We start from the raw sequence: 25927 nt of genomic DNA, 5'->3' as shown, positions 1-25927 counted from the left end.
GATGAAGCCTCTTATTGACCGAAGCCTCGTTTCGCTCGTCCTGAGCGCCTGCTGTGCCTGTTTCGCGGGCTGTGCCGTCGGGCCGGACTACCATCGCCCGGCGCTCGACACCCCGTCCACGTTCCGGTTCGCAGCGCCCAATGCCGAAGTCGTCGATGCCTCGCTCGACTGGTGGACACAGTTCAACGATCCGGTGCTCAGCGAACTCATCGCCAAAGCGCTTGCGCAGAACAAGGACCTGGGCATCGCAGCGGCGCGCGTCGAGGAGTACTACGGGCGCTATGTCGTCACGCGTGCGGGGTTGCTCCCGCAGATCGGCGCGAATTTCGGCGCTTCGCGCAGCCGCGGCGTGCCGGCGCCAGGCTTCGCGCCTCTGGTTGGCAACCAGACGCAGCTGGAAGGCAGCGTCTCATGGGAACTCGATCTGTTTGGCCGCCTGCGGCGCCTCACCGAGGCAGCACGCGCGGACTATCTGGGCACGCAGGCCGCGCAGCAGGCCACGCGCATTGCGTTGATCGCGAACGTCGCCACGGCTTATCTGCAGCTGCGCGACTATGACAATCAGCTTGTCATTGCGCACGAGACGCTCAAGAGCCGCGAAGACGCGCTGACGCTGTTCGAAGAGCGCTTCGGCGGTGGTGTGGTGTCGAAGGTGCAATTGAGTCAGGCACGTTCGGAGTACGAATCGGCGCAGGCTTCGGTCCATTCGATCCAGCAGCAGATCGCGCAGCAGGAGGATGCACTTTCACTGCTGCTCGGCCAGAATCCCGGCCCGATCCCGCGCGGCAAGTCGATCGCCGAGCTGAGCGCGCCGGCGATTCCGGCGGGACTGCCTTCGTCGCTGATCGAGCGGCGGCCCGACGTTCGGCAGGCGGAGCAGTCGCTGATTGCGGCCAATGCATCGATCGGCGCGGCACGCGCGCAGTATTTTCCGCAGATCTCGCTCACCGGTCTCTTCGGCGCCGCGAGCACGACGCTCACCGGCCTCTGGACCGGGCCGGCGCGTGTGTGGTCGTTCGCGGGTGCCGTTACCCAGCCGATCTTCCAGGGCGGGGCGATCGCGGGCTCGGTGCATGAAGCGGAAGCGGTGCATCAAGAGGCGCTGCTCAATTATGAACAGGCGATTCAGCAGGCGTTTGCCGATGTCGAGAATGCGCTGGTAGGGGTCGCCCAGACGCGCGAGCAACTGGAGGCGACGACGCGCCAGGTAGCGGCGCTTACGGAGTATGCGTCGCTTGCCCGCGATCTCTATGAAGGCGGGTACACGAGCTATCTGGAGGTGCTCGACGCGGAGCGCAGCCTTTTTGCAGCACAACTCCAGCAATCCGCCCTGCAGGACCAGGTGCTCGCCCAGACCGTGAATCTGTACAAGGCGCTTGGTTACGGATGGACGCCGCCGGAGAAATGATCTCGCCTGAGAGGTAGTCAAGGCGACGCGCAGGTTGACTTGCGCGTCAGTAGTCCGCTCTGGCTGAATCGTCTGGACATTTCGCTGATACGGCCGTCCACGAAGGGACGGCCGGCTTTTCCAGGCCGAACAAGGATCGTTAAATAAACTTCACGGTAGCGATGTTGCTGCTGAATACCCGCGTCCTACCATGGTTGACATGCACGTCGCGCTCTCGGGCGATGCGTGCGGTCAACTTGAACAGACGGGAGATTGCGATGAAGCTTGCTATCGTACCTGGTGTGATCGCGGCACTTGTGGGCCTGAGTTCAGCATGGTCCGTCGCGGCGAATGCGGCCCCTTTGACGCGGCACGAGTGCATGTCGTATCCGTTCGTCCAGTCTGGCGACGTGAACCATCGCCGGCTGGAACGCGAATTGCGCGAACTGGAGTCCGTCGGCTATGTGCCCGAGCCGAATGACGTCACATATCCTCAGGACATCCAGGCAGCCGAGGCCCGCTTGCACGCCAAATACGAGCGTGACTGCGTGCATACCGGCATCGTCGCGCCCCCCGCAGGTTCGGTCCACGGCCTGTAAATGCCGATTGTGCTTCCGCGCGTGCCGACGCACGCGTATTCATCGCACCCCGTGCAAAGCATGGGGTGCGATGCTCGTCCGATCCTGAACGCTCCACTTGCCGCTCAGCACCAAACGACGCGGTCATAGGCGACGGTGCGCCGGTAGACATTTTTGCCGCGCCAGCTCGAATATTCCATGTAGGCGCAGTCCAGTACAACGATCCAGTTGGTCACTCGCATTGCAATCCCCATTATTTCTATCCGGGTCATGGCGCCCGGCTGTGGTCCGGTCTCGAAGCTAGTCTATGGTGCGAGACCCTGACGCGATGTCCCGATGAGACGCGGATATCGCGGCCAGTTCCTGCGTTCGACGCGCACGCCTCGTCAAGCGGTCGGGCCCGCACACCGCCACGCTCCGGGGAAACCCGCGATCCCCCTGCCTGTTGCGTAGCATCGCGCGTTCCAGCATGCGTTTTTCGCATGCTCGTCTCGACAAATAATCGTTTGTGGCCCTTTTCTCGTCGTCCGATACTGCCGTAACTCTTGCGGCGGCAGCGCTGGAGGCCCTCTGGACGGCCTTCCGGCGCGGACGCGACGAACCGGCACCCCACGATGAGATCAGACCACAACTTCATAGACGGACAGTTCGTTCCCGCACACGACGAACGCATTGCCGTGCACAATCCGGCGACAGGCGAACTCGTCGGCCACGTGAGCGCGGCGAGTCCCGCCGATGCCGCCCGCGCCGTGGAGGCCGCCGTGGTGGCGCAGCGCGCATGGCGCCGTCTGCCGGCTGCGGAGCGCGGCGCATTGCTGGCCCGTTTTGCGGACGCGATCGAGACGCGCGCGCCGGCCATCGGGACGGTGCTGGCGCTGGAGTCGGGCAAGAGCGTGACGGACGCCACGGCCGAGGCGCGCTACGCCGCCGAAATCCTGCGTTACCACGCGCAATGGGCCCGCCGTATCGAAGGCGAGGTGATCCCGAGCGATAGCGCCAACGAAAACCTGATCCTGATGCGCGAGCCGATTGGCGTCGCGGCCTGCCTGATTCCTTTCAATTTCCCGATCTACACCCTGCTGCGCAAGATTGCGCCCGCGCTCATCGCGGGCAACGCCGTAGTCGTGCGGCCGAGCAACAACACGCCATGCTCGGCGTTCGAAGTCGCGCGTGCCGCGCAGGACGCGGCGCTGCCGGCGGGCCTCGTCAACGTGCTCGCGATGGACCACGAGACCGCGGCCGCGCTCTGCACGCATCGCGGCGTGGGCATGATCACGCTCACCGGCAGCGTGGCGGCGGGCCGCAAGGTGCTCGACTACTGCAAGGAAAACATCGCCAAGCCTTCGCTGGAACTGGGGGGCAAGACACCGGCGATCATCGAGGCCGACGCCGACCTCGAAGCGGCCGCCACCGCGATCGTGCGCTCCAAGACTACGCACTGCGGCCAGCTCTGCACCGCCATCGAGCGCGTTTACGTGCAACGCGGCGTACACGACCGCTTCGTCGCGCTGCTGCGCGAGAAGATGACGGCCGTGAGCTTCGGCGACCGCGCGGTGGACGAAACGCGCATGGGCCCGCTCGTGAACGCGAACGCGCGCGCGACGGTGCACGCCATGGTGCAGCGCGCGCTGGCGGACGGCGCGGTGCTGGAAACGGGCGGCTACCTGCCCGAAGGCGCCGGCCACTTCTATCCGCCTACGCTTCTGAGCCAGTGCCGCCAGGACATGGAAATCGTGCAGGAAGAGATTTTCGGCCCGGTGCTGCCGGTGCTGGCCTACGACACGCTCGAGGACGCACTGCGTATGGCGAACGACCACCAGTTCGGCCTTTCCTCGGTGCTCTACACGGAGCGTTATCGCACGGCGATGCGGGTGGCCAACGAGATCGAAGCAGGCGAGCTCTACGTGAACCGCACGCCGGCCGATCCGTACCAGGGCTTCCACGCAGGCTGGAAGCGCTCGGGTCTGGGCGGCGACGACGGCAAGCACGGCATGCTCGAATTCACGCAGACGCGCCTCGTCGTGATGCCTTTCTGATCGTTCGATCCCCTGATCAATGGCTGTAGGGTGCCGCCCAAGGCGGCGCCTGTTTTGAAGAAGAAAGCAAAACGCCGGCACGCGAGGCGTGCCGGATGAGCAGTATGGAGACAATCTTGCAGAAATCCATGGCAAAGCCTTCGGCGCCGGCCGCCGTTGCGCGCGCCGAAGTTGCCGCCACCCCTATCGCTCCCGCCACCCCAGGCACGGCGCAACGCTACGGCCAGTTGCTGCTGCTGGTGCTGGCCGCCGGCGCGATCTACCCGATCCTGTATTTGCGTCAGGTCTATCAGACCACGATGCTCGACGTGTTCCACATCGACAACGAGCAACTCGGTTACCTGTACTCGGTGCTTGGCATTGTGTTCTTCCTTTGCTACCTGCCGAGCGGCTGGCTGGCCGACCGCGTCGCGCCGCGCCTCTTGATCTGCTTTTCGCTGATCGGCACCGGCGCACTCGGCCTGTGGTACTCCACGGCGCCGGCCTTTCCCGTGCTGATGACGATTTTCTGCTGCTGGGGTCTCACGACCGGGCTCACGTTCTGGGCCTCGGTGCTCAAGCGTGTGCGCATGATCGCGGGAGCGCACGAGCAGGGGCGCTTCTTCGGCTTCCTCGACGGCGGCCGCGGGCTCGTCGAGGCACTGCTCGCGACCATCGCGCTCGCACTCTTCGCCGCGGCCACGAACGGCGGACGCGGCGAGGCCGCAGGGCTACGCCACGTCGTCTATCTTTACTCGTTCACCTGTATCGCGCTGGGCGCGGTAATGAGCCTCTTCAAGGACCCGGTGGTCCAGGCCGCGGACGACGAAGCCGCACAGAATCAGGCCGGTGCGCAGCGCAACTCGCTGTGGCGTGATCTCGCCACGCTCGCCTCGATTCCGCAGCTGTGGCTCGTTGCCGCCGTGGTGTTCTGCGGCTACCAGATCTTCTGGGCGACCTACAGCTTCTCGGCCTACCTTCAGCAGGGCGAACTGCACATGAGCGTCGTCACGGCCGGCATGGTGACCACGCTGAAGCTCTGGATGCGTCCGATCGGCGGCATCGGCGGCGGCTTGCTCGGCGACCGGCTCTCGAATCTGCGCGTGCTGATCGTCGCGATGTTCCTCGCCGTGCTCGGGCTGATCGGCCTGATCCTGCTGCCGGCGCTGCGCAACGTCGCGCTGCTCGGCGTCGTCGTGCTGTTCATCGGCATCATGACCTACGCGATCCGCGGTCTCTACTGGACGCTGCTCGACTACTGCGCGATTCCCATGCGCATCACCGGCCTCGCCATCGGCATGGTTTCGCTGATCGGCTACTCGTCGGACATCTTTCTGCCGCTCGTGAACGGCTATATCACGCAGCACTACGCCGGCATGCTGGGCTATCAGATCTATTTCGCCTACGTGGCCGCGATTGGCGCGATTGGCGGCGTGGCAGCCCTCGTGCTCAAGAACATGACTCACTCGAAAACGGTTTGAACCATGAAAGTCGTCTCAATGCAAACGCACGTCGTCGCGGTGCCTCCCCCGCACATCGGCGGTATGTACTGGATCTTCGTCACGCTGCAGACCGATTGCGGCATAGAAGGCGTGGGCGAGGTCTACGCCGCGACGTTCCACCCGGACGTGATGGTTCACGCGATCAACGACGTGTTCGAGCGCTACCTGCTGGACCAGGATCCGCATCGCGTCGAGCGCTTCTGGCGCGAATGCTATTCGAGCGGCTTCACGCAGCGTCCCGACCTCACGATGATGGGCATCGTGAGCGGGCTGGAGATGGCATGCTGGGACATCATCGGCAAGGCTGCCAACAAGCCGGTTTATGAATTGCTGGGCGGCATGGTGAACGAGCGGCTTCGTTCGTATACCTATCTTTATCCCAGGAACAGCCGGGGCGAATACGATTACGACGACCCCGATCTCGCCGCCGAATGCGCCGCGCAGAACGTGAAGCTTGGCTTCACGGCCGTCAAGTTCGACCCGGCTGGCCCGTACACCGCGTATTCGGGGCATCAGATCTCGCTGGAAGTGCTGGACCGCTGCGAGCAGTTCTGCCGCAAGGTGCGCGAGGCCGTAGGCAACCAGGCCGATCTGCTGTTCGGCACGCACGGCCAGATGGTGCCGTCCTCGGCCATCCGGCTTGCGCAGCGGCTGGAAAAATACGATCCGCTCTGGTTCGAAGAGCCGGTCCCGCCGGGCCAGGAAACGGCCATGGCGCAGGTGGCCGCGCATACGAGCGTTCCGGTTGCGGCGGGCGAACGCCTCACGACCAAGTACGAGTTCTTCAAGCTGCTCGACAGCGGCGCGGCCTCGATCCTGCAGATGAACATCGGCCGCGTGGGCGGCCTGCTCGAAGCGAAGAAGATAGCGAGCCTCGCCGAGGTCTACTACGCGCAGATCGCGCCGCATCTCTATAACGGCCCCGTGGGTGCCGCGGCGAGCATCCAGCTGGCGGCTTGCACGCCGAATTTCCTGATTCAGGAAAGCATCGGCACGTGGGACGGCTTCCACGCGGAAGTCCTCAAGCAGCCGATCCAGTGGGAAGACGGCTACATCATTCCGTCGACGGCGCCGGGGCTCGGCGTCGAGCTCGACATGGACGTCGTGCGTGCGCATACGCCTTACACGGGTAAGCGCCTGCATCTGCAGATGCAGCGCGAGCCGGCAGACGTGCGCGACACCTCGCCAGCACGTGGCTGATCAGGAGAGCAAAGCAATGAACTACGATTACATCATCGTGGGCGCCGGCTCCGCGGGCTGTATCCTCGCCGAGCGCTTGTCGGCCTCGGGCCAGCATTCGGTGCTGCTGCTCGAAGCGGGCGGACCCGACAAATCGTTCTGGTTCAAGATCCCGATCGGCTTCGCGAAGCTGTACTACCACACGGTCTACAACTGGATGTATTACAGCCAGCCGGAGCCGGAGCTCGCGGGCCGCTCGATCTACTGTCCGCGCGGCAAGGTGCAGGGCGGCTCGGGCTCGATCAATGCCATGATCTATGTGCGCGGCGCCCAGCGCGATTACGACGACTGGGCGGCCGCCGGCAATCCGGGCTGGTCCTATCGCGACGTGCTGCCGTACTTCCGCAAGCTCGAATCGCATCCGCTTGGCGATACGCCCTGGCACGGCGCGAACGGGCCCGTGCACATCACGCCCATGAAGGACGGCGCGCATCCGATCTGTGAAACGTTCATCAAGGGCGCGCAGCAGCTAGGGTACGAGCGCAACGAGGACTTCAACGGTGAGCGGCTCGAAGGCGTGGGCATCTACGACGTCAATACGCGCAACGGCCGCCGCGATTCGAGCAGTGCCGCGTATCTGCATCGGGCGGGGCATCGGCCCAACCTCACGATCGAGCATCATGCGCACGCTACGCGCGTGCTGTTCGACGGGGCCGAGGGCGCGCGCCGAGCAACGGGTGTCGAGATCGAGCAACAAGGCAAGAAGCGCTCGTTCCGTGCTAACCGCGAGGTGATCGTTGCGGCAGGCGCTGTGGATTCGCCCAAGCTGCTGCAACTCTCGGGCGTGGGCCCGCGGGCGCTGCTCGAGCAGCACGGCATCGGCGTCGTGCACGAGTTGCCGGCGGTCGGCCAGAACCTGCAGGATCACCTGTGCGTGAGCTTCTACTACCGCGCGCGCGTGAAGACGCTCAACGACGCGTTCCGCAGCTGGGCCGGCAAGCTCAAGTTCGGCCTGCAATACGTGTTGACGCGCAAGGGCCCGCTTTCGATGAGCGTGAACCAGTCGGGCGGCTTTTTCCGTACCGATCCGGACGAGGCGCAGCCGAACATGCAGATCTACTTCAATCCGCTCTCGTACCGGATTCCGAAGTCGAACCGCGCGGCGCTCACGCCGGAGCCGTATTCAGGTTTCCTGATTGCCTACAACCCCTGCCGTCCCACGAGCCGCGGGGCGGTGGAGATTGCCTCGGCGCGCGTGGAAGAAGCACCGCTCATTCGCGGCAACTACCTTTCCACCCAGAAGGACCGCGACGAAGTCATGCAGGGCGGCCGGCTCGTGCGCCAGCTGATGCAGGCGAAGGCGCTCAAGGACATTACCGTGGAGGAAGTGTCGCCGGCAGCGGCCGTCACCGACGACGCGAGCATGCTGCAGTATTTCCGCGAGCAGAGCGGCTCGATCTATCACCTGTGCGGCAGCTGCGCAATGGGTCCCGATCCGCAAACGGCCGTCGTGGACGCGCGCCTGCGCGTGCATGGCATTGCCGGTTTGCGCGTGGTGGATGCGTCGATTTTCCCGAACATCACCTCCGGCAACACGAATGCGGCGGCGATGATGGTCGCGGAGAAGGGGGCGGCGATGATCCTCGAAGACGCGGAGCAGGGCGGGAACGGCGAACCGCGCAGGGCCGTGCGCGCGGGCACTCAACGCGCGGCGGCGATCTCGTCCTGAAGCCACTGCCTGAATAGCTGGAGCGGCTTCGACGCCTTCTGTTCGGGCCGCACCACGAACCAGTATGACTGGCGTCCGTCCACGTGCACCTCGTTCACGGGCGCCAGCGTCCCCTCGGCCAGCTCGCGGCCGATCATGTTGCGGTCGGCGATGGTGACGCCCAGCCCTTCGATGGCGGCGCGGATCGCGTGATCGAGCAGGTCGAATTCGTAGCCGCCCGAAGTATCCACGCCTTCGATGCGGGCGGCGTCCAGCCAGTGGCGCCACGTCAGAAAACGCTGGTTTTCGCCCGCGAGCACGTGCAGCAGCGTCTGCTCGGCGAGGTCGAACGGCTCCTGCGCGAGCAGCGACGGCGCGCAGACCGCGACGTGCTCCTCGTGCATCAGCAATGAACTTTCGAGTCCTTCCCATTCGCCGCCGCCAAAGCGGATCGCGCAATCGAGCGCCGTCGAGTCGGCGAGGCTGTCCTGCAGGCGCGTCGTCACGCTCAGTTCGAGCGACGGGTGCCGCGCGTGCAGCTTCGCAAGGCGCGGCACGAGCCAGCGGCTCGCGAAGGTGGGCGGCACGTTCACGCGCAGGCGGTTGAGGTCGCTCTTCTGCTGGATCGCGCGCACGGTCAGTTCGATGCGGTCGAACGACTGCTGCAGCGAGCGCAGCAGCGCGCGCCCGGCGTCGGTCAGTTCGAGCCGGTGGTGGTGGCGCTCCAGCAGTGTCTCGCCCAGCTGCTCCTCGAGCTGGCGCACCTGGCGGCTCACGGCGCTTTGCGTCACGTTCAGCTGTTCGGCGGCGCGCGTGAAGCTGCCGCTCGTGCCTGCGGCCTCGAACGCCTTGAGGGCGTTCAGCGCGGGCATCTTGCGCTTCAATTTCTTCTCCCGTCTACCTGCACCGCCTGGAGGCGGCGCATCTGGCGAAGCGCGCAGTATACCGGTACCCGTACCGTCGGGCTGCCGCTTCACCTGGCCACCCTTGCACGGGAGAGCGCCGCGAGCCCGAGAGTTACTGTGAGCGAGAACACATAGAGCCCGCCCGCGCCGAGAACGCGCATGAAGAGCGAGCCGACCGTAGGCCCTGCCGCGCCGCCGATCGAGAAGACGAGAAGCAGCGTTGCGCTGGTTTTCACACGCACGGATTGGTCGACGCGGTCGTTCACGTCCGAGACGATTACGCCGTAGAGCGTGAACGTCAGGGCGACGTAAAGAAATAGCAGGATATCGACCGCCAGCGGCACGCGCACCACGATCAGCGCGGCGGCGAGCACGGCCGACGAGGCTGCGACGGCGCCCAGCGTCGTGCGCCGGCCAAGGCGATCCGAGAGCCTGCCCACCGGCCACTGCGAAAGGAGCGCGCCGATCAGCACGATGCCCATTGCGCGCGAGATATCGGCCGCAGGAAAGCCAATGCGTTCGAGGTAGACGGGCGTGAGCGCATAGAACGCGCTGGAGAGCAGCCCGGCGCCGATGCAGGCCGGCACGCTGCGCGGCGCCGCGCGCCGCAGTTCGTGCAGACCGTCCAGCAGCAGCCCCGGACGTTTAGGGGTGGCGAGCGCCGAGGCGCGTGTTGCGCCCGAAGCGGGCGAGGACAACGGCACCTGCCAGTCGCCGATCAGCGCGACGGGAATGAGCGCGCCGACGAACAGCGCATTGACGAAAACGCGTTCGAAGTCGCCGTTCCCGGCGCTGCCCATGCCGGAGAGGCCGAGCAGGAACTGCCCGGCGCTCACGCCCAGATAGGTCAGTACGAGATAGAGGGCGAATGCCCGCCCGCGTTGTCCATTCGGAACCGCGCCGTTCACGCCGCTTTCGATCGAGGTGAACACGCCCACCATGCTGAAGCCTGTCAGCAGACGCAGCGCGGCCCATGCGCCGGGCGTGTCGAACGAGAGATAGCCGAGCGCGGCGAGCGCCGTGAGCGCGGCGAAGCCAATGAAGGCGCGCTGGGGCCCGATCCGCTCGACGAGCGGCCCGAGGCCGAGCGCGCCGCCAATGAAACCGAGGTAGTAGCAGGACTGCACGAGGCCCACGTCGAGCGCGGAACGCTCGACGTGCAGCATCCTCAGCGACACCAGCGTCGTGAGCAGGCTATTGCCGCAAATGAGTAACGTATAGCCGCTGAGCAGCCCGATCAGCGACCGCATGCGTGCCGCTCAGTGCGGCACGCCGGCGCGGCGTTCGACGAAGCGGCGCACGTAGTCGTCGGCGGGGCGGTGCAGGATGTCGTCGGGCGTGCCGCACTGGATCAGGCGGCCGTCTCTTAGGATTGCGATCTGGTTGCCGATGCGCAGCGCCTCGTCGAGATCGTGTGTGATGAATACGATGGTTTTCTTGAGCGTGGCCTGCAGCTCGAGCAACTGGTCCTGCATCTCCGTGCGGATCAGCGGATCGAGCGCCGAAAACGCTTCGTCCATCAGCAGCACGTCGGTATCGGCCGCGAGTGCGCGCGCGAGGCCCACGCGCTGGCGCATGCCGCCCGAGAGTTCGTCGGGATAGTGGTTCGCGTAGCCGCCTAATCCGACTTTGTCGAGCCATTCGCGTGCTTTCTCGTGCGCGTCGGCCTTCTTCTCGCCGCGCGTCACGAGCGCGTAGGCCGCGTTGTTCAGCACCGTCTGGTGCGGCAGGAGTCCGAAGCTCTGGAACACCATGCTCACGCCGTAGCGGCGCAGCTCGCGCAGCCCGCCTTCGGAGAGTTTGAGCACGTCCTTGCCGTCGATGAGAATCTCGCCCACGGTCGGCTCGATCAGCCGGTTGAAGTGCCGCACGAGCGTGGACTTGCCCGAACCGGAAAGACCCATGATCACGAAGATCTGGCCCGAGCCGATGGAGAGGCTCACGTCGTTCAGGCCGACATTGCAGCGCGTCTTCTCCAGCACTTCCGCCTTGGTGGCGCCGCCGCGCAGCAGGTTGAGTGCGCGCTGGCCGGCTTCCTGGCTGCCGAAGATCTTGTACACGTTTTTGACTTCGATGCCGCTCATTTTCGTTACCTCATTGCTCTATCGTCCGATGACGCAGGCTCGCTGTGGCGAGCCTGCACGGAAGCATTCATTTCGCGGGCTGGCCGCTCAGATCGTTCTTCGCAGCATTCGCTTCGTCGGCGGCCTCTGCGCGGGCACGGCGAAACGGAATGCGCGAGGGCTGCTTCTGGCTGCGCGACAGGCGCCGCGTGCGGCGGCCCTGGCCGTACCCCTGGCTGATGCGGTCGATCACGATGGCGAGGATCACGATGGCGATGCCGGCCTGCGTGCCCTTGCCGACGTCGAGCGTCTGGATGCCCGCGAGCACGTCTTCGCCGAGTCCGCGCGAGCCGATCATCGAGGCGATCACGACCATGGAGAGCGCCATCATCGTGGTCTGGTTGATACCGGCCATGATGCTCGGGCGGGCGAGCGGAAGCTGAACCTGGAACAGCATCTGCCAGCGCGTGGTGCCGAAGGCGCGCGCCGCTTCGACGATCTCGCCGTCCACGTGGCGAATGCCGAGGTCGGTCAGGCGGATGAGCGGCGGCAGCGCATAGACGACGGTGGCGAGGATCGCGGGCACCTTGCCGAGGCCGAACAGCATCAGCACCGGAATGAGGTACACGAAGCTCGGCAGCGTCTGCATCACGTCGAGCACCGGCAGCAGCAGGCGGCGCAGCACGCGGCTCGACGCCGCGAGGATGCCGATGGGAATCCCCAGCGCGACGGAGATGAGCGTCGAAACGAACATCAGCGCGAAGGTCTGCATGAGCTTGTCCCAGAGCCCGAAGCAGCCGATCAGGTACAGGAGGCCCATGAACAGCAGCGCCACGCCGGCACGCCGCGAGGCGTGCCAGGCGAGCAGGCCGACCGCGGCCAGCACGACCCAGACGGGCATGGCGCGCAGCAGGCCTTCGAGCGGCACGAGAACGTAGCGCAGCATCAGCACGCTGAAGTTATGGAATGCGTCGCCATACTGCTGCACGAATGCCGTGACCTGATCGTTGACCCAGTCGGCGATGGAGAGATGAAGGAAGGGGGATCCCATGGTGAGCCTCATTCTGCTTAAGTCATGTGCCGCTTCGCGGAGTTACGAGCGCAGGCTGGCCTGCACGCGCGCCGCGACTTCCGGCGTCACCCATTGCTTCCAGATTTCCGGGTGCTGTTCGAAGAACGTGTGCGCGACCGTCGATGCGTCGAGCTTCTTTTCGTGCATCTGCTCGACGAGTTGCTCGTCGAGCGGAAGGGGCAGACTGATCTTGCCGAAGAATGCCACGGCGTCGGGCTGCGCTTGGTAGAACGGCGTCGAGACCGCGACCGTGAGATGCGAAACCTTGAACGCGGACGCGCAGGGCGTGCCCTTCGGATCGGCAATCGTGCTCCAGCAGGCGTCGCTATAGGGCGCGCCTTCGAGCTGCACGAAATGGTATTTCGCCATCAGCCCGGCCGGTTGCCAGTAATAGAACAGAATGGGCTTGCCGCGCTCGTAGGCCGAGGCGACGGCCGCGTCGAGGCCGGCGCCGGTGCCGGGGCGGAAGTTCGTGTAGTCGTCGCCGAGCTTGTAGGCGTCGAGCAGCCGGTTGTTGAAGCGTTCGCAGTCCCAACCGGAGGGGCAGTTGTAGAAGCGGCCCTTGCCCGGCTCTTCGTCGTCGGCGAAGAGATTCTTGTATTGCGGCAGCTGGGAGATCGAGCGCAGTTGCGGCGCGAGCGGCTTGATGCCGCGCGCCGGATCGCCATGGATCACGTAGTCGGGGACATACCAGCCTTCGCGGTCGCCGCCGGGAATCAGCTCGCCGACGAGCTTCACGCTGCCGTCCTTCAGGCCTCGCGCGATGATCTTGCTGCGGCCGGTCCAATGCTCGGCCCAGATCTGCAAGTCGCCGCTGGCGAGCGCGGTTTCGGTGGCGGCGGTGGCGCCCGGCACGACTTCGGTCTTGCAGCCGTAGCCTTTTTCGAGCACCGTGCGGACCATTTCGGTCATCAGCGCGCCGCTTTCCCAAGTGATCTGGGCGAGCTTCACTGTTTTGCCGGAACTGCACCAGTTGGGTTCGGCCGCAAACGTGCTGGTTGCGGCGCAAGTGAGCGCGAGCGCGGCGGCGAGGCGTGCAGCTGCCAGAGTGATACCTCTCATGTCTCCTCCGTTACGGAATGTCTGCTGGCCCTTTCAGTTTGTTGGGGCCGAGTCGTTTTGATTCACGCGAACAGAGTCTAGCGGCAGCGTTTAGGGTTGCGAAGCCACGAATAGTCATCGAAGCATTACCTGATCTCATGCCACGCAACATCGTCTCGCGGCGATGAATACGCCTCATGCCCCCATGAGATTTCGTAGCTTTTATACGCGTGTTGCTTGTGCTGCAATTCGTTTCGACGCGCAGGGCGTATCGGCAAACCGAGATTTTCCCGAACGTTTCCGACGGAGCGCTGCGCTGCACAACAACCCCGGTAATTCAGGAGACGGAGTCGAACATGAAAGCCTTGGAAGTCTATATCGGTGAAGGTTTCGCGGGACCAGGCGTAAACGCTGCCCACATCAACATCATGATCGGTCCGCGCAGCGGCCCCGTTGGCCAGGCGTTCACGAACAGCCTTTCGTCGCCCTCGCAGGGCCACGTGCCCTTCATGGTGGTCGCGCAGCCGAACGTGCCGGTCAAGCCCGTCACGCTCTATGTGAACAAGGCGGACATTCGCGGCGACCTGCATGGCAACGCCACCTGGGGCGCTTCCCAGGCCGCCATCGCGAAGGCGGTGACCGAGGCGATGCTGGACGGCACGCTGCCGCCCGAAGCGGAGAACGAGTGGTGCATCGTCACGGCGAACTGGGTGAACTGGAGCTGTGACGACCTCGACGCCGTGTACGAGAACAACTACACGGCCTGCAAGACGGCGATTCACGCGGCGATGAACGGGCTGCCGAATCTGGACAAGCTCGCCGAAGTGCGCGACCAGATCAGCAATCCTTTCTATACGCCCAAGGCCCGCGCGGCCTGAGCCCGCCCGACCCCATCGATCGACAGGTGACTGCAATGCAATACATCCAACTGGGACGCTCGGGCTTGAAGGTTTCGCGCTTGTGCCTCGGCACCATGAACATGGGCACGCCGGACTGGAAGCCGTGGATCTACAACGAGGAGCAGAGCGAGCCGATCGTGCGCCGCGCCCTCGAAGCGGGCGTGAACTTCATCGACCTCGCCGATTTCTATTCGACCGGCGTGGGCGAAGAAGTCGTGGGGCGCATCGTAAAGCGTCTCGCGAAGCGCGACGAACTCGTGCTCACGACCAAGGTGGGCTATCCCATCGGCAACGGCGTGAACAATCAGGGCCATTCGCGCAAGCACATCATGGACGGCATCGACGGGTCGCTGCGCCGCCTGCAGACCGACTACGTCGATGTCTACATGCTGCATTACTTCGACGTGAACACGCCTGTCGAGGAAACGATGGATGCGCTGAACGACATCGTGCGCGCGGGCAAGGCGCGCTATATCGGCGTCTCGACGATGTTCACGTGGCAGTTCGCGAAGATCCTGCAGGCCTGCGAGCGTCATGGCTTCGCGCGGCCGATCAACATGCAGCTGCAACTGAACTGCGCCTACCGTGAGGAAGAGCGCGAAATGATTCCGTTCTGCCTCGATCAGGGCGTGGGCGTTTCGGTGTTCAGCCCGCTTGCGCGCGGCCTGTTGTCCGGCGACGCGAAGTCGGTGCGCAACCAGACCGACTTCTTCACCGGGCAGATGTACGACGACGAAGCATCGCGCAATATCGCGCATTCCGTTGCTGAAGTGGCGCTCGCGCGCGGCGTGTCGTGCGCGCAGATCGCGCAGGCATGGGTGCTCGGGCGCAACGGCGTGTCGTCGATGCTGGTCGGCGCGGATACCGTCGCGCAGTTCGAAAGCGCGCTCGCGGCGCTGGAAACGAAGCTCGACGCCGACGAACTGTATGAACTCGACCGCAACTACACGCCTTGCGACGTGATCAACGACTACGTCACGGCGCGCATTCCGCGCGTGGCGCGTCCGTCGCGCCGACTGGAGATTGCAGCATGATCGAAGGACTCAAGGATCGGGCGCTCTGGCGCACGACGAACTATATCGACGGCGAATGGGTCGAGAGCGAGTCGACCTATGCCGTCGTCGACCCGGCAAGCGGGCAGCCGCTCGCGCAGGTGGCACGGGCCGGCGGACGCGAGACGCTGCAGGCCGTCGCGGCGGCGTCGCAGGCCTTCCCGGCATGGCGCGACGCCACGGCCGCCGAGCGCGGCGAGAAGGTGCGCCGCTGGGGCGAGCTGATGCTCGAACACCGCGACGACCTCGCGCGCATCATGACCGCGGAGCAGGGCAAGCCTTACGCGGAAGCACAGGGCGAAGTGGCCTATGCGGCGAGCTTCCTCACGTGGTTCGCCGAGGAAGCGCGGCGTGCCTACGGTGACGTGATTCCGGCGCCGAAGAAGGGCTCGCGCATCGTCGTGACGAAGGAGCCGGTGGGCGTGGTCGGCGCCATCACGCCGTGGAATTTCCCGCTGGCGATGGTTACGCGCAAGGCGGGCCCGGCGCTGGCGGCGGGCTGCACGATGGTGCTCAAGCCTTCGGAGGAAACGCCGCTTTCCGCATACGCGCTCGCGGTGCTGGCCGAACGTGCGGGCATCCCGCGCGGCGTGTTCAACGTGGTGTCGGGCGATGCGCCCGCCATCGGCGATACGCTGATGGCGTCGAAGGCCGTGCGCAAGATCTCGTTCACGGGCTCGACGCGCGTGGGCAAGCTGCTCATGCGCGCGGCGGCGGACAGCGTCAAGAAGGTCTCGCTGGAACTGGGCGGCAACGCGCCGTTCATCGTGTTCGACGACGCCGATCTCGACGCGGCGGTAGCGGGCGCGATGGCTTCGAAGTTTCGCAACACGGGGCAGACCTGCGTGTGCGTGAACCGCTTCTTCGTGCAGGCCGGCGTGCACGACGCGTTCGTTGCGAAGCTCGTGAAGGCGGTAGAGGCTTTGCACGTGGCGAACGGCATGGAGCCTGGCGCGACGCAGGGGCCGCTCATCAATCGCGCCGCGCTGCACAAGGTGGAAGCGCACATCAGCGATGCGAAGGACAAGGGCGGCACCGTGGTGTGCGGCGGTCGTCCGCACGCGCTCGGCGGCACGTTCTATGAGCCCACCGTGATTACCGGCGCGCACGGCGGGATGATGCTCGCACACGAGGAAACTTTCGGCCCGGTGGCAGCCGTGTTCCGCTTCGAGACGGAGGAAGAGGCAATCCGCGCGGCGAACGATACCGACTTCGGACTCTCGGCGTACTTCTACGCACGCGATATCGGCCGTGTCTGGCGTGTGGCGGCTGCGCTCGAAAGCGGCATGGTGGGCATCAATGAAGGCATCATTTCGACCGAGGTCGCACCGTTCGGCGGTGTGAAGGAATCGGGGCTCGGGCGTGAAGGCTCGAAGTACGGCCTTGATGAGTACCTCGAAACGAAATACATGATGATGGGCGGGTTGGGCTGAACGCCCCTGGCCGGCTATAGCGCGGCTCGCCGCCGCGCGGCCGACCGACGGCGGCGGTAACGCGGCTCGCAATGTCTCGTGCGGCTGGTCGAGGAAAAATTCGCGTCGATTTGTTGATTCTCGTCAAATTATAAAAATTGTTAAAGCCGCTCCTGCGGGCATACTTGCGTTCGTTCTCGATAGTCCGTGCCTTGAGGTATCGGCCGGGCCGGGAACCCCAGGGGTAGGCGAGCTTCCGCTCAAGGGGGAGCCCATGAAACGACGAGACCAATCACGACGATGCGCATCAACGTCCCGATCACAGACCACGAATATGTGTTGTCACAGGACGAGGTCATCATCACCCGTACGGATAGCACCGGCGTAATCGAGTACGCCAATGAGGCTTTCCTTTGCGCGAGCGGATTCTCGCGCGACGAGGTGATCGGCGCGCCACAAAATATCGTTCGGCATCCTGACATGCCGGCGGAAGCCTTCGAAGATCTGTGGCGCACGATCCGGAATGGCCGTCCGTGGTCGGGCGTCGTCAAGAACCGGCGCAAGGACGGCGGATTTTACTGGGTGCTCGCCAACGTCACGCCGGCCATGCGCGACGGCGAGGCAACGGGTTACGTTTCCGTGCGCACGCGCCCGGCCGAGGCCGAAATCGCGGCTGCCGAACGCCTGTATGCGGACCTGCGGCGCGAACAGGGCGGGAAGTGGCGCCTCGCAGGCGGGCGGGCCGTCCGCAAAGGCCTGGCCGGTCTTCCCCAGCGGCTGCTCGGCCTTTCGGCCGTTGGCCGCCTGGACTTCATCATGGCGGCGCAGGCGCTGATGATCCTGCTCGTTCCGGCATGCATGACGAGCGGGCTTTTTACCCGCATGGCGGGGCTGCGGCTCGGCTGGTCGATCGCGGCCGCGGCGGCACTGTCTTGCGCCCTGATGGCCGTGTGGCTGACGCGCAACGTGTTCACGCCGCTTGCCCGGATGAGCGCCGGCGCGTTCGTGGTGCTCTCGGGCGAACTGCAGCATCGCTTTCACGAGTCCGGCGATTCTCATACGCGCCTGCTCGGGCGCCTGCTCAACCAGATGAACGGAAAGACGATTGGCGTGTTGATGGACGCGCGCGGCTCGATCGACAAGGTGCGAGGCGCTTCCGCGGGATTGGCCGAAGGCAATGCCAATCTCTCCATGCGCACGGAGCAGCAGGCGAGCGCGATCGAGCAGACCACTGCGACATTGGGGCAGATCACCGAAACCGCGCGGCACAATGCCGAATCGGCCAGGCTGGCGCGCACCGAAGGGAGCCGGACGGCGGAAGCCGCTTCGGCCGCCGCCGAGGCGGCGCGCCGGTCGGCACAGCTAACGGATGCGCTGGCCGGTCACTCGCGGCGCATTTCCGAAATTACGACCACGATCGACAGCATTGCGTTCCAAACGAACCTGCTCGCCCTGAATGCGTCGGTGGAGGCCGCGAGAGCGGGGCAGAACGGCCGCGGATTCGCCGTCGTGGCCGGCGAGGTGCGCACGCTGGCCAAGCGTTCCGAAGCCGCGGCGAGGGAGATCAAGGCGCTCATCGACACTTCGCTCGACATGATGAAGGCGAGTGCCCAGGCTGCGGCGGGCGCCGGCGCCGACATGGGCAAGGTCGAACAGTCCGTCGCCGAACTCACGCGGGCCATTTCGGACATTGCCGAAGCGAGCAGCGGACAAAGCGTCGAGATCGCCGAGTCGCAGATTGCCGTGGAGCAGCTTGCGCAGATCACCCAGATGAATGCGACGCTCGTTGAGGAGTCCGCAGCAGCGTCCACGGCGCTGAACCAGCAGGCTCAGACACTGGAAGACGCCGTCACCGTGTTGATGGGGTGACGGGTTGAAGGCCCGTCCCTCAAGCCGACGGCGCGAGCGCTTGCTCGCACTGCCGCAGCATCAGCCCGGTCAATGACTCCACGGGCTGCGGCTTTGCCAGCAGATAGCCCTGCGCGCGGTGGCACCCGGCCTCGCGCAGGAAGGCCATCTGCTCGGGCGTTTCCACACCCTCCATGATCACGTCGAGACCGAGCGCCTGTCCCATCGCAACGGCCGCACGGATGATCGCCCGGTCCGAGTTGCGCGTTTCGTCGCCGGCCAGAAACGAGCGGTCGATCTTCAGCGTGTCGACGGGCAGATCCTTCAGGTAGGCGAGCGACGAATAGCCTGTGCCGAAGTCGTCGATGGCGAGGCTCACTCGCCGCGCCACCAGTTCGCGCAGCAGCGAGACGATGTCTTCGCGCGTATTCATTGCCATGCTTTCGAGCAGTTCGAGCTGAAGTCGTTCGGCCGGCAGCGCGGTCTCACTGAGGATTTCGCTCAGGTCGGCCAGGAACCCGTCGGTGAAACATTGCCGCGCGGACAGATTGACTGCGACGCGGCCGAATTCGATGCCGGCGTCGAGCCATGCGCGCGCCTGACGGCAGGCCTCGCGCAAGACCCAGCGCCCCAGCGGAACGATCAGCGCGGATTGCTCGGCAATGGCGATGAACTCGCCCGGCGGCACGAGTCCGCGGCGCGGATGCTGCCAGCGCAGCAAGGCCTCCACGCCGACGATGCGGCCGGTGGAGAGATCGTACTGCGGCTGGTAGAACAGACGGAATTCGTGTTGTTCGAGTGCGCGATGCAACTCGCCCAGCGTTTCGAGTTGGGCCATCGCCGACGACGTCATCCGGCTCTCGAAGAACTGGAAGACGTTGCGCCCGCGGTTTTTCGCGCTGTACATCGCCTGGTCGGCGCGCATCATCAAGGGCTCGGCCTGCGTGCCGTCGTCGGGGAAGATACTGATGCCGATGCTGGGCGTCGTGAAGATCTCGCGCCCGCCGACCGGGATGGCCTCGCCCACCGAATCGAGCAGTGTGCGCGCGAGGCGGCCTACGTCACGAATATCGCTGATGTCTTCGAGCACGAAGGCAAATTCGTCCCCGCCGAGCCTCGCGACGGTATCGCTCTCGCGCAGGCGCCGGCGCAGCCGTTCCGCGACGACCTTGAGCACCTCGTCGCCGGCGCTGTGGCCAAGCGTGTCGTTGACGAGCTTGAAGCGGTCCAGGTCGAGATACATCACGGCGAACTGGCGGCCGCCGCGCTGGGCATGGAGGATCGCGCGCTCGAGCCGCTCCTCGAACAGCACACGGTTCGCGAGCCCCGTCAGTACGTCGTGCGTGGCGAGGTAGCGCAGGCGCTCTTCGGTCTGACGCCGCTGCGTGATGTCGGAGAAAATGCCTGCGTAGTGCGATATGTTGCCGTCGTTGTCGCGTATGCCCGTGATGGTGAGGTATTCGAGGTAAAGCTCGCCGTTCTTGCGGCGATTCCAGATCTCGCCCTGCCAATGCCCGTTGGTCTTCAGGGAGTCCCACAACGCTCCATAGAACGCGGCGTCCTGGTGCCCCGAGTTCAGAATGCTCGGATTGCGCCCGACGACTTCCTCTTCCGTATAGCCCGTGAGACGCGTGAACGCCTGGTTCACGCGCTCTATCTTCGCATTCCGGTCAGTCACCATGATGCCTTCGAGCGCCGACTCGAACACGCGGTCGGCCATGCGCAGGCTGAATCTCGCGCGGCCAAGCGCCTCGTCGCGCTCGCGCAGCGCGCTGTGCAGTTCGTTCACGTACTCGTCCTCGATGTTCTGGAGGATGTCCGCGAAGCTCAGGAGTCCGGCGAGGCGGCCGGCGTTGTCGCACACGCCCACGTGGCGGATGTGCTGCTGCAGCATGAAGTGCTGCGCGGCGTACAGGCTCTGGGTGGTCGAAAGCGTTTGCAGGGGATGGCTCGCGTGATCGCCGACCTCGCCGTGCAGGGCGTCGCTCGCGATGAGGCGTACCACGTCGCGCTCGGTGAGGATGCCGTGCTCGCCGCCGGCATATGCGACGACGATGGCGTCGAGCTTTCCCGCCCGCATCTGCGCGATCGCCTCCTGCAGGGGCCGGCCGGCGGGCACGCTGACGAGCGGCTGCACGTGGATGGCCTCGATGGGCTTGAGGTGCAGAAAGAACTCGGCGCCCTGGTTCACGACGACGTCGGTCTGTGTGAGCACGCCGATGCAAACGCCGTCGCGCACGACCCCGAAGTGGCGGATTCCCGAATGCTTGAAGCGGACTGCCGCTTCGCCCAGCGACGTATGAGCGTCGAGCGTGAGCAGCGGTGCGCTCATCACGGTGCTGATCGGCCGGTCGAGTTCGCCCGCATGCTCGCTGACGGCCAGCGCGTCCTGCTCGGTCCAGATTCCGACGGGCTCGCCTTGCTCCATCACGACGATCGAACTGCAACGCTCGGCGAAGATGCGCCTTGCGACTTCGCGAACCGGCGTGGAGGGGGCGCACGTCAACATGGGGCGCGCGATCAGGCGGGAAATCGGAATGGCGTAACTGCTCGTATGAAGCATGCTCGAACCCAAGGCGGTGGACTTTCGAGGTCGGGCGTGCGGCCGGTGCGCGGGCGGCATGGGGCAATACGCCTTAACTCACACCGGGTTGACGGCCGGCGAGGGTGCGAACTTGAGAGGCAAAACGTCGCAGGATGCGACGAGCAGGGTATTTACCCCCGTGCGGCATGCTGTTCGACCAGCCATCCGCTGAAATTGCGCACGCGCAGCGTGTCCTGCACCTCGGGCCGCACATCGAGCCAATACCCCGAGGGCCCCGTCACCTCAACAGGGCTTAACTGCACGAGTGTGCCGTTTGCAAGTTCCGGCTCGATCATGTGCCGGTCCGCCACCGCAATGCCGAGACCGGCCACCACCGCATGGATCACCTGGTCGAGCGTGCTGAACTCGAGTTCGCCGGCGCTTGCCATGGGCACGTCGAGCCCCGCCGCTTCGAGCCACGCTTCCCACACCAGCAGGCGCCGGTCGATGTCGAGGATATAGAGCCACGGATGCGCGGTGAGCAGCGCGCGCAGCGCGGCTTCGTCGGCGGGCGCTCCGTCGAATTCGCGCGCCGAGCCCACCAGCACGTGACGCTCGCGCATCAGCAACGTGCTCTGGCCGCCCGGCAGCGGCTCCATGCCGAAGCGGATCTGGCAGTCCTCGTTGCGCTCGCTGCCATGCAGCGGGCCGTATTCGTTCGTCACGGAAATGCGCAGGTCGGGGTGGCGCGCCTGGAAGTCGCGCAGGCGCGGCGTGAGCCAGCGCGTGGCGAGCGTGGGCGCCGCGTTGACGCTCAGGAGACTGTTGGACGGGTCGGAGCGAATCGTGTCGAGGGTGTGGGCGATGCTGTCGAACGCGGCCTGCAGCGTGGGCAGCAGGCGCTTGCCCGCCGCGGTGATCTCGAGGCGGTGATGATGGCGCATGAAGAGCGGCGTGCCCAGATAGTCTTCCAGCAGCCGGATCTGCCGGCTGATCGCGCCTTGCGTGACGTGCAGGTTCTGGGCGGCCTTCGTGAAGCTGAGCGTCCGGCTCGCCTCCTCGAATGAACGCAGTGCGGAGAGCGAGGGAAGGCGGCGCATGATGACGACCTCGTGATGCGAAGAAAAAAGCGCCGGCGCAGAAGGGGCCAATTGCGCGCCGGCGCGTCAGACTTTAGAACGAGTGCGTGATACCCACGCGCGTGACGATTTGATTCTGCGTGCTCGACGGATTGAAGGCCGTGATCTGCGCGCTCTCGGCCGAACCCGCCGCGTGCTGGTACGAGCCCATCAGGTAGACCGACGTGCGCTTCGAGAACGAGTACTGCGTGATCAGGTTGACCTGGTGGTACTTCGGCGAACCGTCGGTGGCGTGATCGAGGCCGTCCGTGAAGGTATAGCCCCCGGCGATGAGCCACGACGGCGTAATGAAGTAGGATCCCGAAACTTCGTAGTTCTGGAAATGCAGGTCGTGGCTGCCGTCAGCCGAGGCGAAATCCACGTTCGTGTAGTCGAACATCACCTTCAGGCTGCCGAGCACGTATGACGCGCCGGCCGAAAGAATGCCCTGGTAGCGTGCGTTCGCGAGCGCATTGCCGTAGATGGCGTTGACATAGCTTCCGCCGCTGCCGTAGCCGGTCACCGACACGATCGGGTCGTTCACGCGCAAGTAGCCCACGCCGGCGCTGAACTGGCCGAGCGTGTAGGCGGCGGCCGCGCTGTACGAGGCGTTGTTCGAGAACTGGCCTGCCTGCCCGCCGAGCGAGTAGTGGCCTTCGAACTGCAGACCGGCGATCTTCGGGCTCACGTACTTGATTGCGTTGTTGACCGGGAAACCGTTGTCGAGGTTGTCCATGTCGTTCGGGTGTGCGAAGTACCAGCCGCCATAGTTGCCGTTCAGCGTGAACGGCTCGATCAGGTCGACGGTCGCGTCCCACTGCTTGCCCAGCGTGATCTGGCCGTACTGGTCGGACTTCAGGCCGACGTAGGCATTACGCGAGAAGAGCAGGCCGCTGCCCATGGCTCCGGTGGCGACGTCGATGCCGCTTTCGAGGTCGAAGACCGCCGAGAGACCGCCCCCCAGCTCTTCCGTGCCGCGCAGGCCCCAGCGGCTGCCCGCGGGCACGCCGCTTTGCATCTGCACGAGGTGGCCGCCGCTGCCCGGCACGAGCTGGCCGTTCGAGCCGCCGACAACGTTGTTCGAGTAGTCGACGCCGAGGTCGAGGACGCCGTACAGCGTCACGCTGCTCTGCGCATGGGCGCCGGCCATGACGAGGGCGAACGGCATGGCCGCGAGAATCTTCTTTTTCACAGTAGTCTCCAAATGGAACCGCCTTCGGGCGGCTCCGTTTTATTGCTTGTCGATAAGGTGTTGAGGAGGGAAGCGGATTGCGCGGGCGATCAGGCGCCGAGCGATTTCTGGACCTTCGCGGCGACGTCGGCCGGAACCCACGACTTCCACATTTCGGGGTGTTCCTTGAGGAACTTCGTCGCTTCGGTCTGCGCATCGACCTTATGCTCGGTCATGTCGAGAATGGTCGTGTTCAGGAAATCGATCGGAAAGCTGACCTTCGAGAAGAAGGCCATCACGTCCGGTTCGGCCTGGTAGAACGGCGTCGAAACGCCGATCTTCAGATGCGAGACCAGATACGAGGACGCGCACTGCTGCGGACTGTTTTCCGCGCGCAGCGTCTTCCAGCAGGCTTCGTTGAACGGCGGCATCTTCAGTTGAACGAACTTGTACCTGGCCATCAGCGCAGCCGGCTCCCAGTAGTAGGTGAGAATCGGCTTGCCGCGCTCGTAGGTCGACGAGATCGCCGCGTCGAGGGCCGCGCCCGTGCCGGGGCGGAAGTTCGTATAGCTGTCGTCGAGCTTGAGCAGCTTCAGAAGACGCGTGTTCACGCGCTCGCAGTCCCAGCCCGAGGGGCAGTTCAGGAAGCGGCCGTGATCCGGTTCCTCGTCGTCGACGAAGAGCGTCTTGTACTTCGGCAGGTCGCTCACCGACTGCAGGTCCGGTGCGCTGGCCTTGATGCCGCGCTTCGGATCGCCGTGGATCACATAGTCGGGCACGTACCAGCCTTCCTTCGTACCACCGGGCAGCGTGTCGCCAACGAGCTTGACCGTACCGGCCTTCTCCGCGCCCGCGATGATTTCCGAGCGGCCGGTCCACTGTTCGGCCCATACCTGCAGATCGTTGCGCGAGAGCGCCGTTTCCGTGGCCGCCGTGCTGCCCGGCACGTCGTCGGTCTGGCAGCCATAGCCGTTTTTCAGCACGTAGCGCAGCACTTCGCTCGTGAAGCTGCCGCTCTCCCAGGTAATGCCCGCGAAATGCACGGGCTTGCCGCTGCTGCACCAGGTGCCGGCCGCGTGAGCGGGCAAGGCGGCTATCGCGAGCGGCGCGGCGAGGCAGGCCGCGCGAATCAGGTTGGTCAGGGTTTTCATTGCATGTCTCCGTTTTATTGAATTCATCGGTCACGCGCTAGAGCTACTGCGAGGAAAGGGCGGGCCCGCCGCGCGCCGCGGCGACCCGGGAAAAGGGTCAGTCGTAGCGGCTGTCGGTTGCCAGCGTCGAGGCGAGCACGGCATCGTCGAGCTCGATGCCGAGGCCCGGCGCGTCGCCCAGGTCGATCCACCCGTTGCCGTCAATGTCGATGGGACGCGTGAGCGGAAAGTCGCGGCGTTCGGGCGTCCACTCGGGCGGGTCGTATGGGAATTCGACGAAGGGGGCGCCCTGCGTGCCCATCGCGCCGGCAACGACGTGCAGATTCGCCGCGAGCCCGATGCCGTTGCCCCACGTGTGCGGCGTGAAGAGGCGGCCGCGCGCTTCGATTTGAGCGGCGAGGCGGCGTGCGCCTTCCATGCCGAGCGAGCAGACCACGTCGGGCTGATAGACGTCGAGGCAGTCGCGTTCCAGCAGCGCCTGAAATTCGTGCGCGTCGCGCGTCATCTCGCCGCCCGCGATACGGATGCCGAGTGCGGCGCTTTCCTTGCGCAGGCGCTCGTGGCCCGCGTAGTCGCCGCGGTGGAGCGGCTCTTCCACCCAATACACGCGATAGCGTTCCAGCTGGCGGATCACCGCGAGCGCTTCGTCGGCGCTCCAGGGCGCCTGGGTGTCCCAGGGCATGCGCCAGCCCTGGTTGCAGTCCACCATCAGTTCGATGTGCTCGCCCGCGGCTTCGCGCACGGCGGCCAGCGCGGCGAGGTCGTCGGCAAGGCTCGGGCGGCCGAAGCGCACCTTCAGCGCGGGAAAGCCGCGCGCCACGCAATGTTTGGCCCAGTGCGCCATGCCGTCGAGCGAGCGGTGCACGCCCGACGATGCGTAGGCACGCACGCGCCGCGAGCGGCCGCCGGCCATCTTCCAGCAGGGCTCGCCGCGGATCTTGCCGGCGAGGTCCCAGAGCGCGACGTCGAGCGGCCACAGACGCCCGGCGTGGAAGCTCACGTTCTCGATCACGGCCGAGTGCCGCGCGAGGTCGAGGGGATCGGTGCCGATGAAGAGATGGCGGTAGTCGTCGAAGCCGTACATGGCGTCGCCGGAACCGTAGCCGACGCGGCCTTCGCTGTCTTCGACGCGCACCACGGTGGCGGGAAAGGCGTGGCGGGGACGGCTATCCCACGAGGCCGGGAACGGCGGCACGAGCGGCAGCCGATGATGGCTGACGGTGATGCGAGCGATGCGGTTTGTCATGGTGGTTATGCCGCTGGCCGGTGGCGCGGGTGCGCCGGGCTGCGTGTTGTCTCCAG

The 25927-nt window shown here is 65.4% G+C and carries 20 protein-coding genes; 10 read left to right on the top strand and 10 right to left on the bottom strand.

Translation table 11 applies throughout. The features are described from left to right. The first annotated feature begins 1 nt into the window (after position 1). From BAC01S_RS30955 to BAC01S_RS30950, 6 genes are all read left to right on the top strand, one after another. Entirely contained in the window at positions 2-1408 is a 1407-nt protein-coding gene (locus BAC01S_RS30955) for an efflux transporter outer membrane subunit (protein WP_084168494.1), read from the top strand. A gap of 257 nt (positions 1409-1665) precedes the next feature. After that, positions 1666-1986, top strand: a complete 321-nt coding sequence (locus BAC01S_RS10710) for a hypothetical protein (protein ID WP_027794762.1) — start codon at positions 1666-1668, stop codon at positions 1984-1986. A gap of 593 nt (positions 1987-2579) precedes the next feature. After that, positions 2580-4001, top strand: a complete 1422-nt coding sequence (aldA, locus tag BAC01S_RS10705; RefSeq protein WP_027794761.1) for an aldehyde dehydrogenase — start codon at positions 2580-2582, stop codon at positions 3999-4001. Between the two features lie 128 nt (positions 4002-4129). Then, positions 4130-5461 (top strand): MFS transporter, encoded by a 1332-nt coding sequence (locus tag BAC01S_RS10700; RefSeq protein WP_027794760.1) that lies wholly within the window; start codon positions 4130-4132, stop codon positions 5459-5461. Between the two features lie 3 nt (positions 5462-5464). Then, positions 5465-6682 carry a mandelate racemase/muconate lactonizing enzyme family protein gene (locus BAC01S_RS10695; protein WP_027794759.1) on the top strand — a complete coding sequence of 406 codons (1218 nt, stop codon included), beginning with the start codon at positions 5465-5467 and terminating at the stop codon, positions 6680-6682. 16 nt (positions 6683-6698) lie between these two features. Then, the gene (locus BAC01S_RS30950; RefSeq protein WP_043201886.1) at positions 6699-8390 is read left to right on the top strand and encodes a GMC family oxidoreductase; all 1692 of its coding nucleotides are present in this window, start codon (positions 6699-6701) and stop codon (positions 8388-8390) included. Here BAC01S_RS30950 and BAC01S_RS10685 read toward each other — a convergent pair. From BAC01S_RS10685 to BAC01S_RS10665, 5 genes are all read right to left on the bottom strand, one after another. Then, positions 8363-9241 carry a LysR substrate-binding domain-containing protein gene (locus tag BAC01S_RS10685; RefSeq protein WP_218001671.1) on the bottom strand — a complete coding sequence of 293 codons (879 nt, stop codon included), beginning with the start codon at positions 9239-9241 and terminating at the stop codon, positions 8363-8365. The two genes, BAC01S_RS30950 and BAC01S_RS10685, sit on opposite strands and share 28 nt — an antisense overlap. A gap of 101 nt (positions 9242-9342) precedes the next feature. After that, positions 9343-10524 (bottom strand): MFS transporter, encoded by a 1182-nt coding sequence (locus BAC01S_RS30945; RefSeq protein WP_043201884.1) that lies wholly within the window; start codon positions 10522-10524, stop codon positions 9343-9345. A 9-nt stretch (positions 10525-10533) separates the two neighbouring features. After that, positions 10534-11358 (bottom strand): quaternary amine ABC transporter ATP-binding protein, encoded by an 825-nt coding sequence (locus BAC01S_RS30940; RefSeq protein WP_052408731.1) that lies wholly within the window; start codon positions 11356-11358, stop codon positions 10534-10536. Positions 11359-11425: 67 nt separating this feature from the next. Beyond that, on the bottom strand, positions 11426-12388 hold the full coding sequence (locus BAC01S_RS10670; RefSeq protein WP_027794757.1) for an ABC transporter permease: 963 nt from the start codon (positions 12386-12388) through the stop codon (positions 11426-11428). 42 nt (positions 12389-12430) lie between these two features. Beyond that, the gene (locus BAC01S_RS10665) at positions 12431-13471 is read right to left on the bottom strand and encodes an ABC transporter substrate-binding protein (protein WP_027794756.1); all 1041 of its coding nucleotides are present in this window, start codon (positions 13469-13471) and stop codon (positions 12431-12433) included. Between the two features lie 335 nt (positions 13472-13806). On the opposite strand from BAC01S_RS10665, the gene fae reads away from it, so the two are divergent. The 4 genes from fae to BAC01S_RS10645 all read left to right on the top strand — a co-directional run bounded on the left by fae (position 13807) and on the right by BAC01S_RS10645 (position 18682). Next, positions 13807-14328, top strand: a complete 522-nt coding sequence (gene fae, locus BAC01S_RS10660; protein ID WP_043201882.1) for a formaldehyde-activating enzyme — start codon at positions 13807-13809, stop codon at positions 14326-14328. Between the two features lie 35 nt (positions 14329-14363). Next, positions 14364-15383 carry an aldo/keto reductase gene (locus tag BAC01S_RS10655; RefSeq protein ID WP_027794754.1) on the top strand — a complete coding sequence of 340 codons (1020 nt, stop codon included), beginning with the start codon at positions 14364-14366 and terminating at the stop codon, positions 15381-15383. Beyond that, positions 15380-16834: an NAD-dependent succinate-semialdehyde dehydrogenase gene (locus tag BAC01S_RS10650; RefSeq protein ID WP_027794753.1), complete on the top strand. Its 1455-nt coding sequence runs from the start codon at positions 15380-15382 to the stop codon at positions 16832-16834. The genes BAC01S_RS10655 and BAC01S_RS10650 overlap by 4 nt, the downstream gene beginning before the upstream one ends. A gap of 279 nt (positions 16835-17113) precedes the next feature. Further along, positions 17114-18682, top strand: coding sequence for a methyl-accepting chemotaxis protein (locus BAC01S_RS10645; RefSeq protein ID WP_027794752.1), 1569 nt, complete (start codon positions 17114-17116; stop codon positions 18680-18682). Between the two features lie 19 nt (positions 18683-18701). Here the strand turns inward: BAC01S_RS10645 and BAC01S_RS10640 are convergent, their stop codons facing one another. From BAC01S_RS10640 to BAC01S_RS10620, 5 genes are all read right to left on the bottom strand, one after another. Beyond that, positions 18702-21224, bottom strand: coding sequence for an EAL domain-containing protein (locus tag BAC01S_RS10640; RefSeq protein ID WP_027794751.1), 2523 nt, complete (start codon positions 21222-21224; stop codon positions 18702-18704). 152 nt (positions 21225-21376) lie between these two features. Next, positions 21377-22285, bottom strand: coding sequence for a LysR substrate-binding domain-containing protein (locus BAC01S_RS10635; protein WP_027794750.1), 909 nt, complete (start codon positions 22283-22285; stop codon positions 21377-21379). A 73-nt stretch (positions 22286-22358) separates the two neighbouring features. After that, complete coding sequence (locus BAC01S_RS10630) at positions 22359-23471, bottom strand: porin (protein ID WP_043201940.1); 1113 nt, start codon at positions 23469-23471, stop codon at positions 22359-22361. Positions 23472-23584: 113 nt separating this feature from the next. Beyond that, positions 23585-24625, bottom strand: coding sequence for an ABC transporter substrate-binding protein (locus tag BAC01S_RS10625; protein ID WP_043201880.1), 1041 nt, complete (start codon positions 24623-24625; stop codon positions 23585-23587). 97 nt (positions 24626-24722) lie between these two features. Then, positions 24723-25871: a mandelate racemase/muconate lactonizing enzyme family protein gene (locus BAC01S_RS10620; protein WP_043201878.1), complete on the bottom strand. Its 1149-nt coding sequence runs from the start codon at positions 25869-25871 to the stop codon at positions 24723-24725. Positions 25872-25927: the final 56 nt, after the last annotated feature.

Source organism: Paraburkholderia acidipaludis NBRC 101816, assembly GCF_000684975.1.
In the GTDB taxonomy this organism is placed as follows: domain Bacteria; phylum Pseudomonadota; class Gammaproteobacteria; order Burkholderiales; family Burkholderiaceae; genus Paraburkholderia; species Paraburkholderia acidipaludis.
This window is presented reverse-complemented; position numbering and strand designations above follow the sequence as displayed.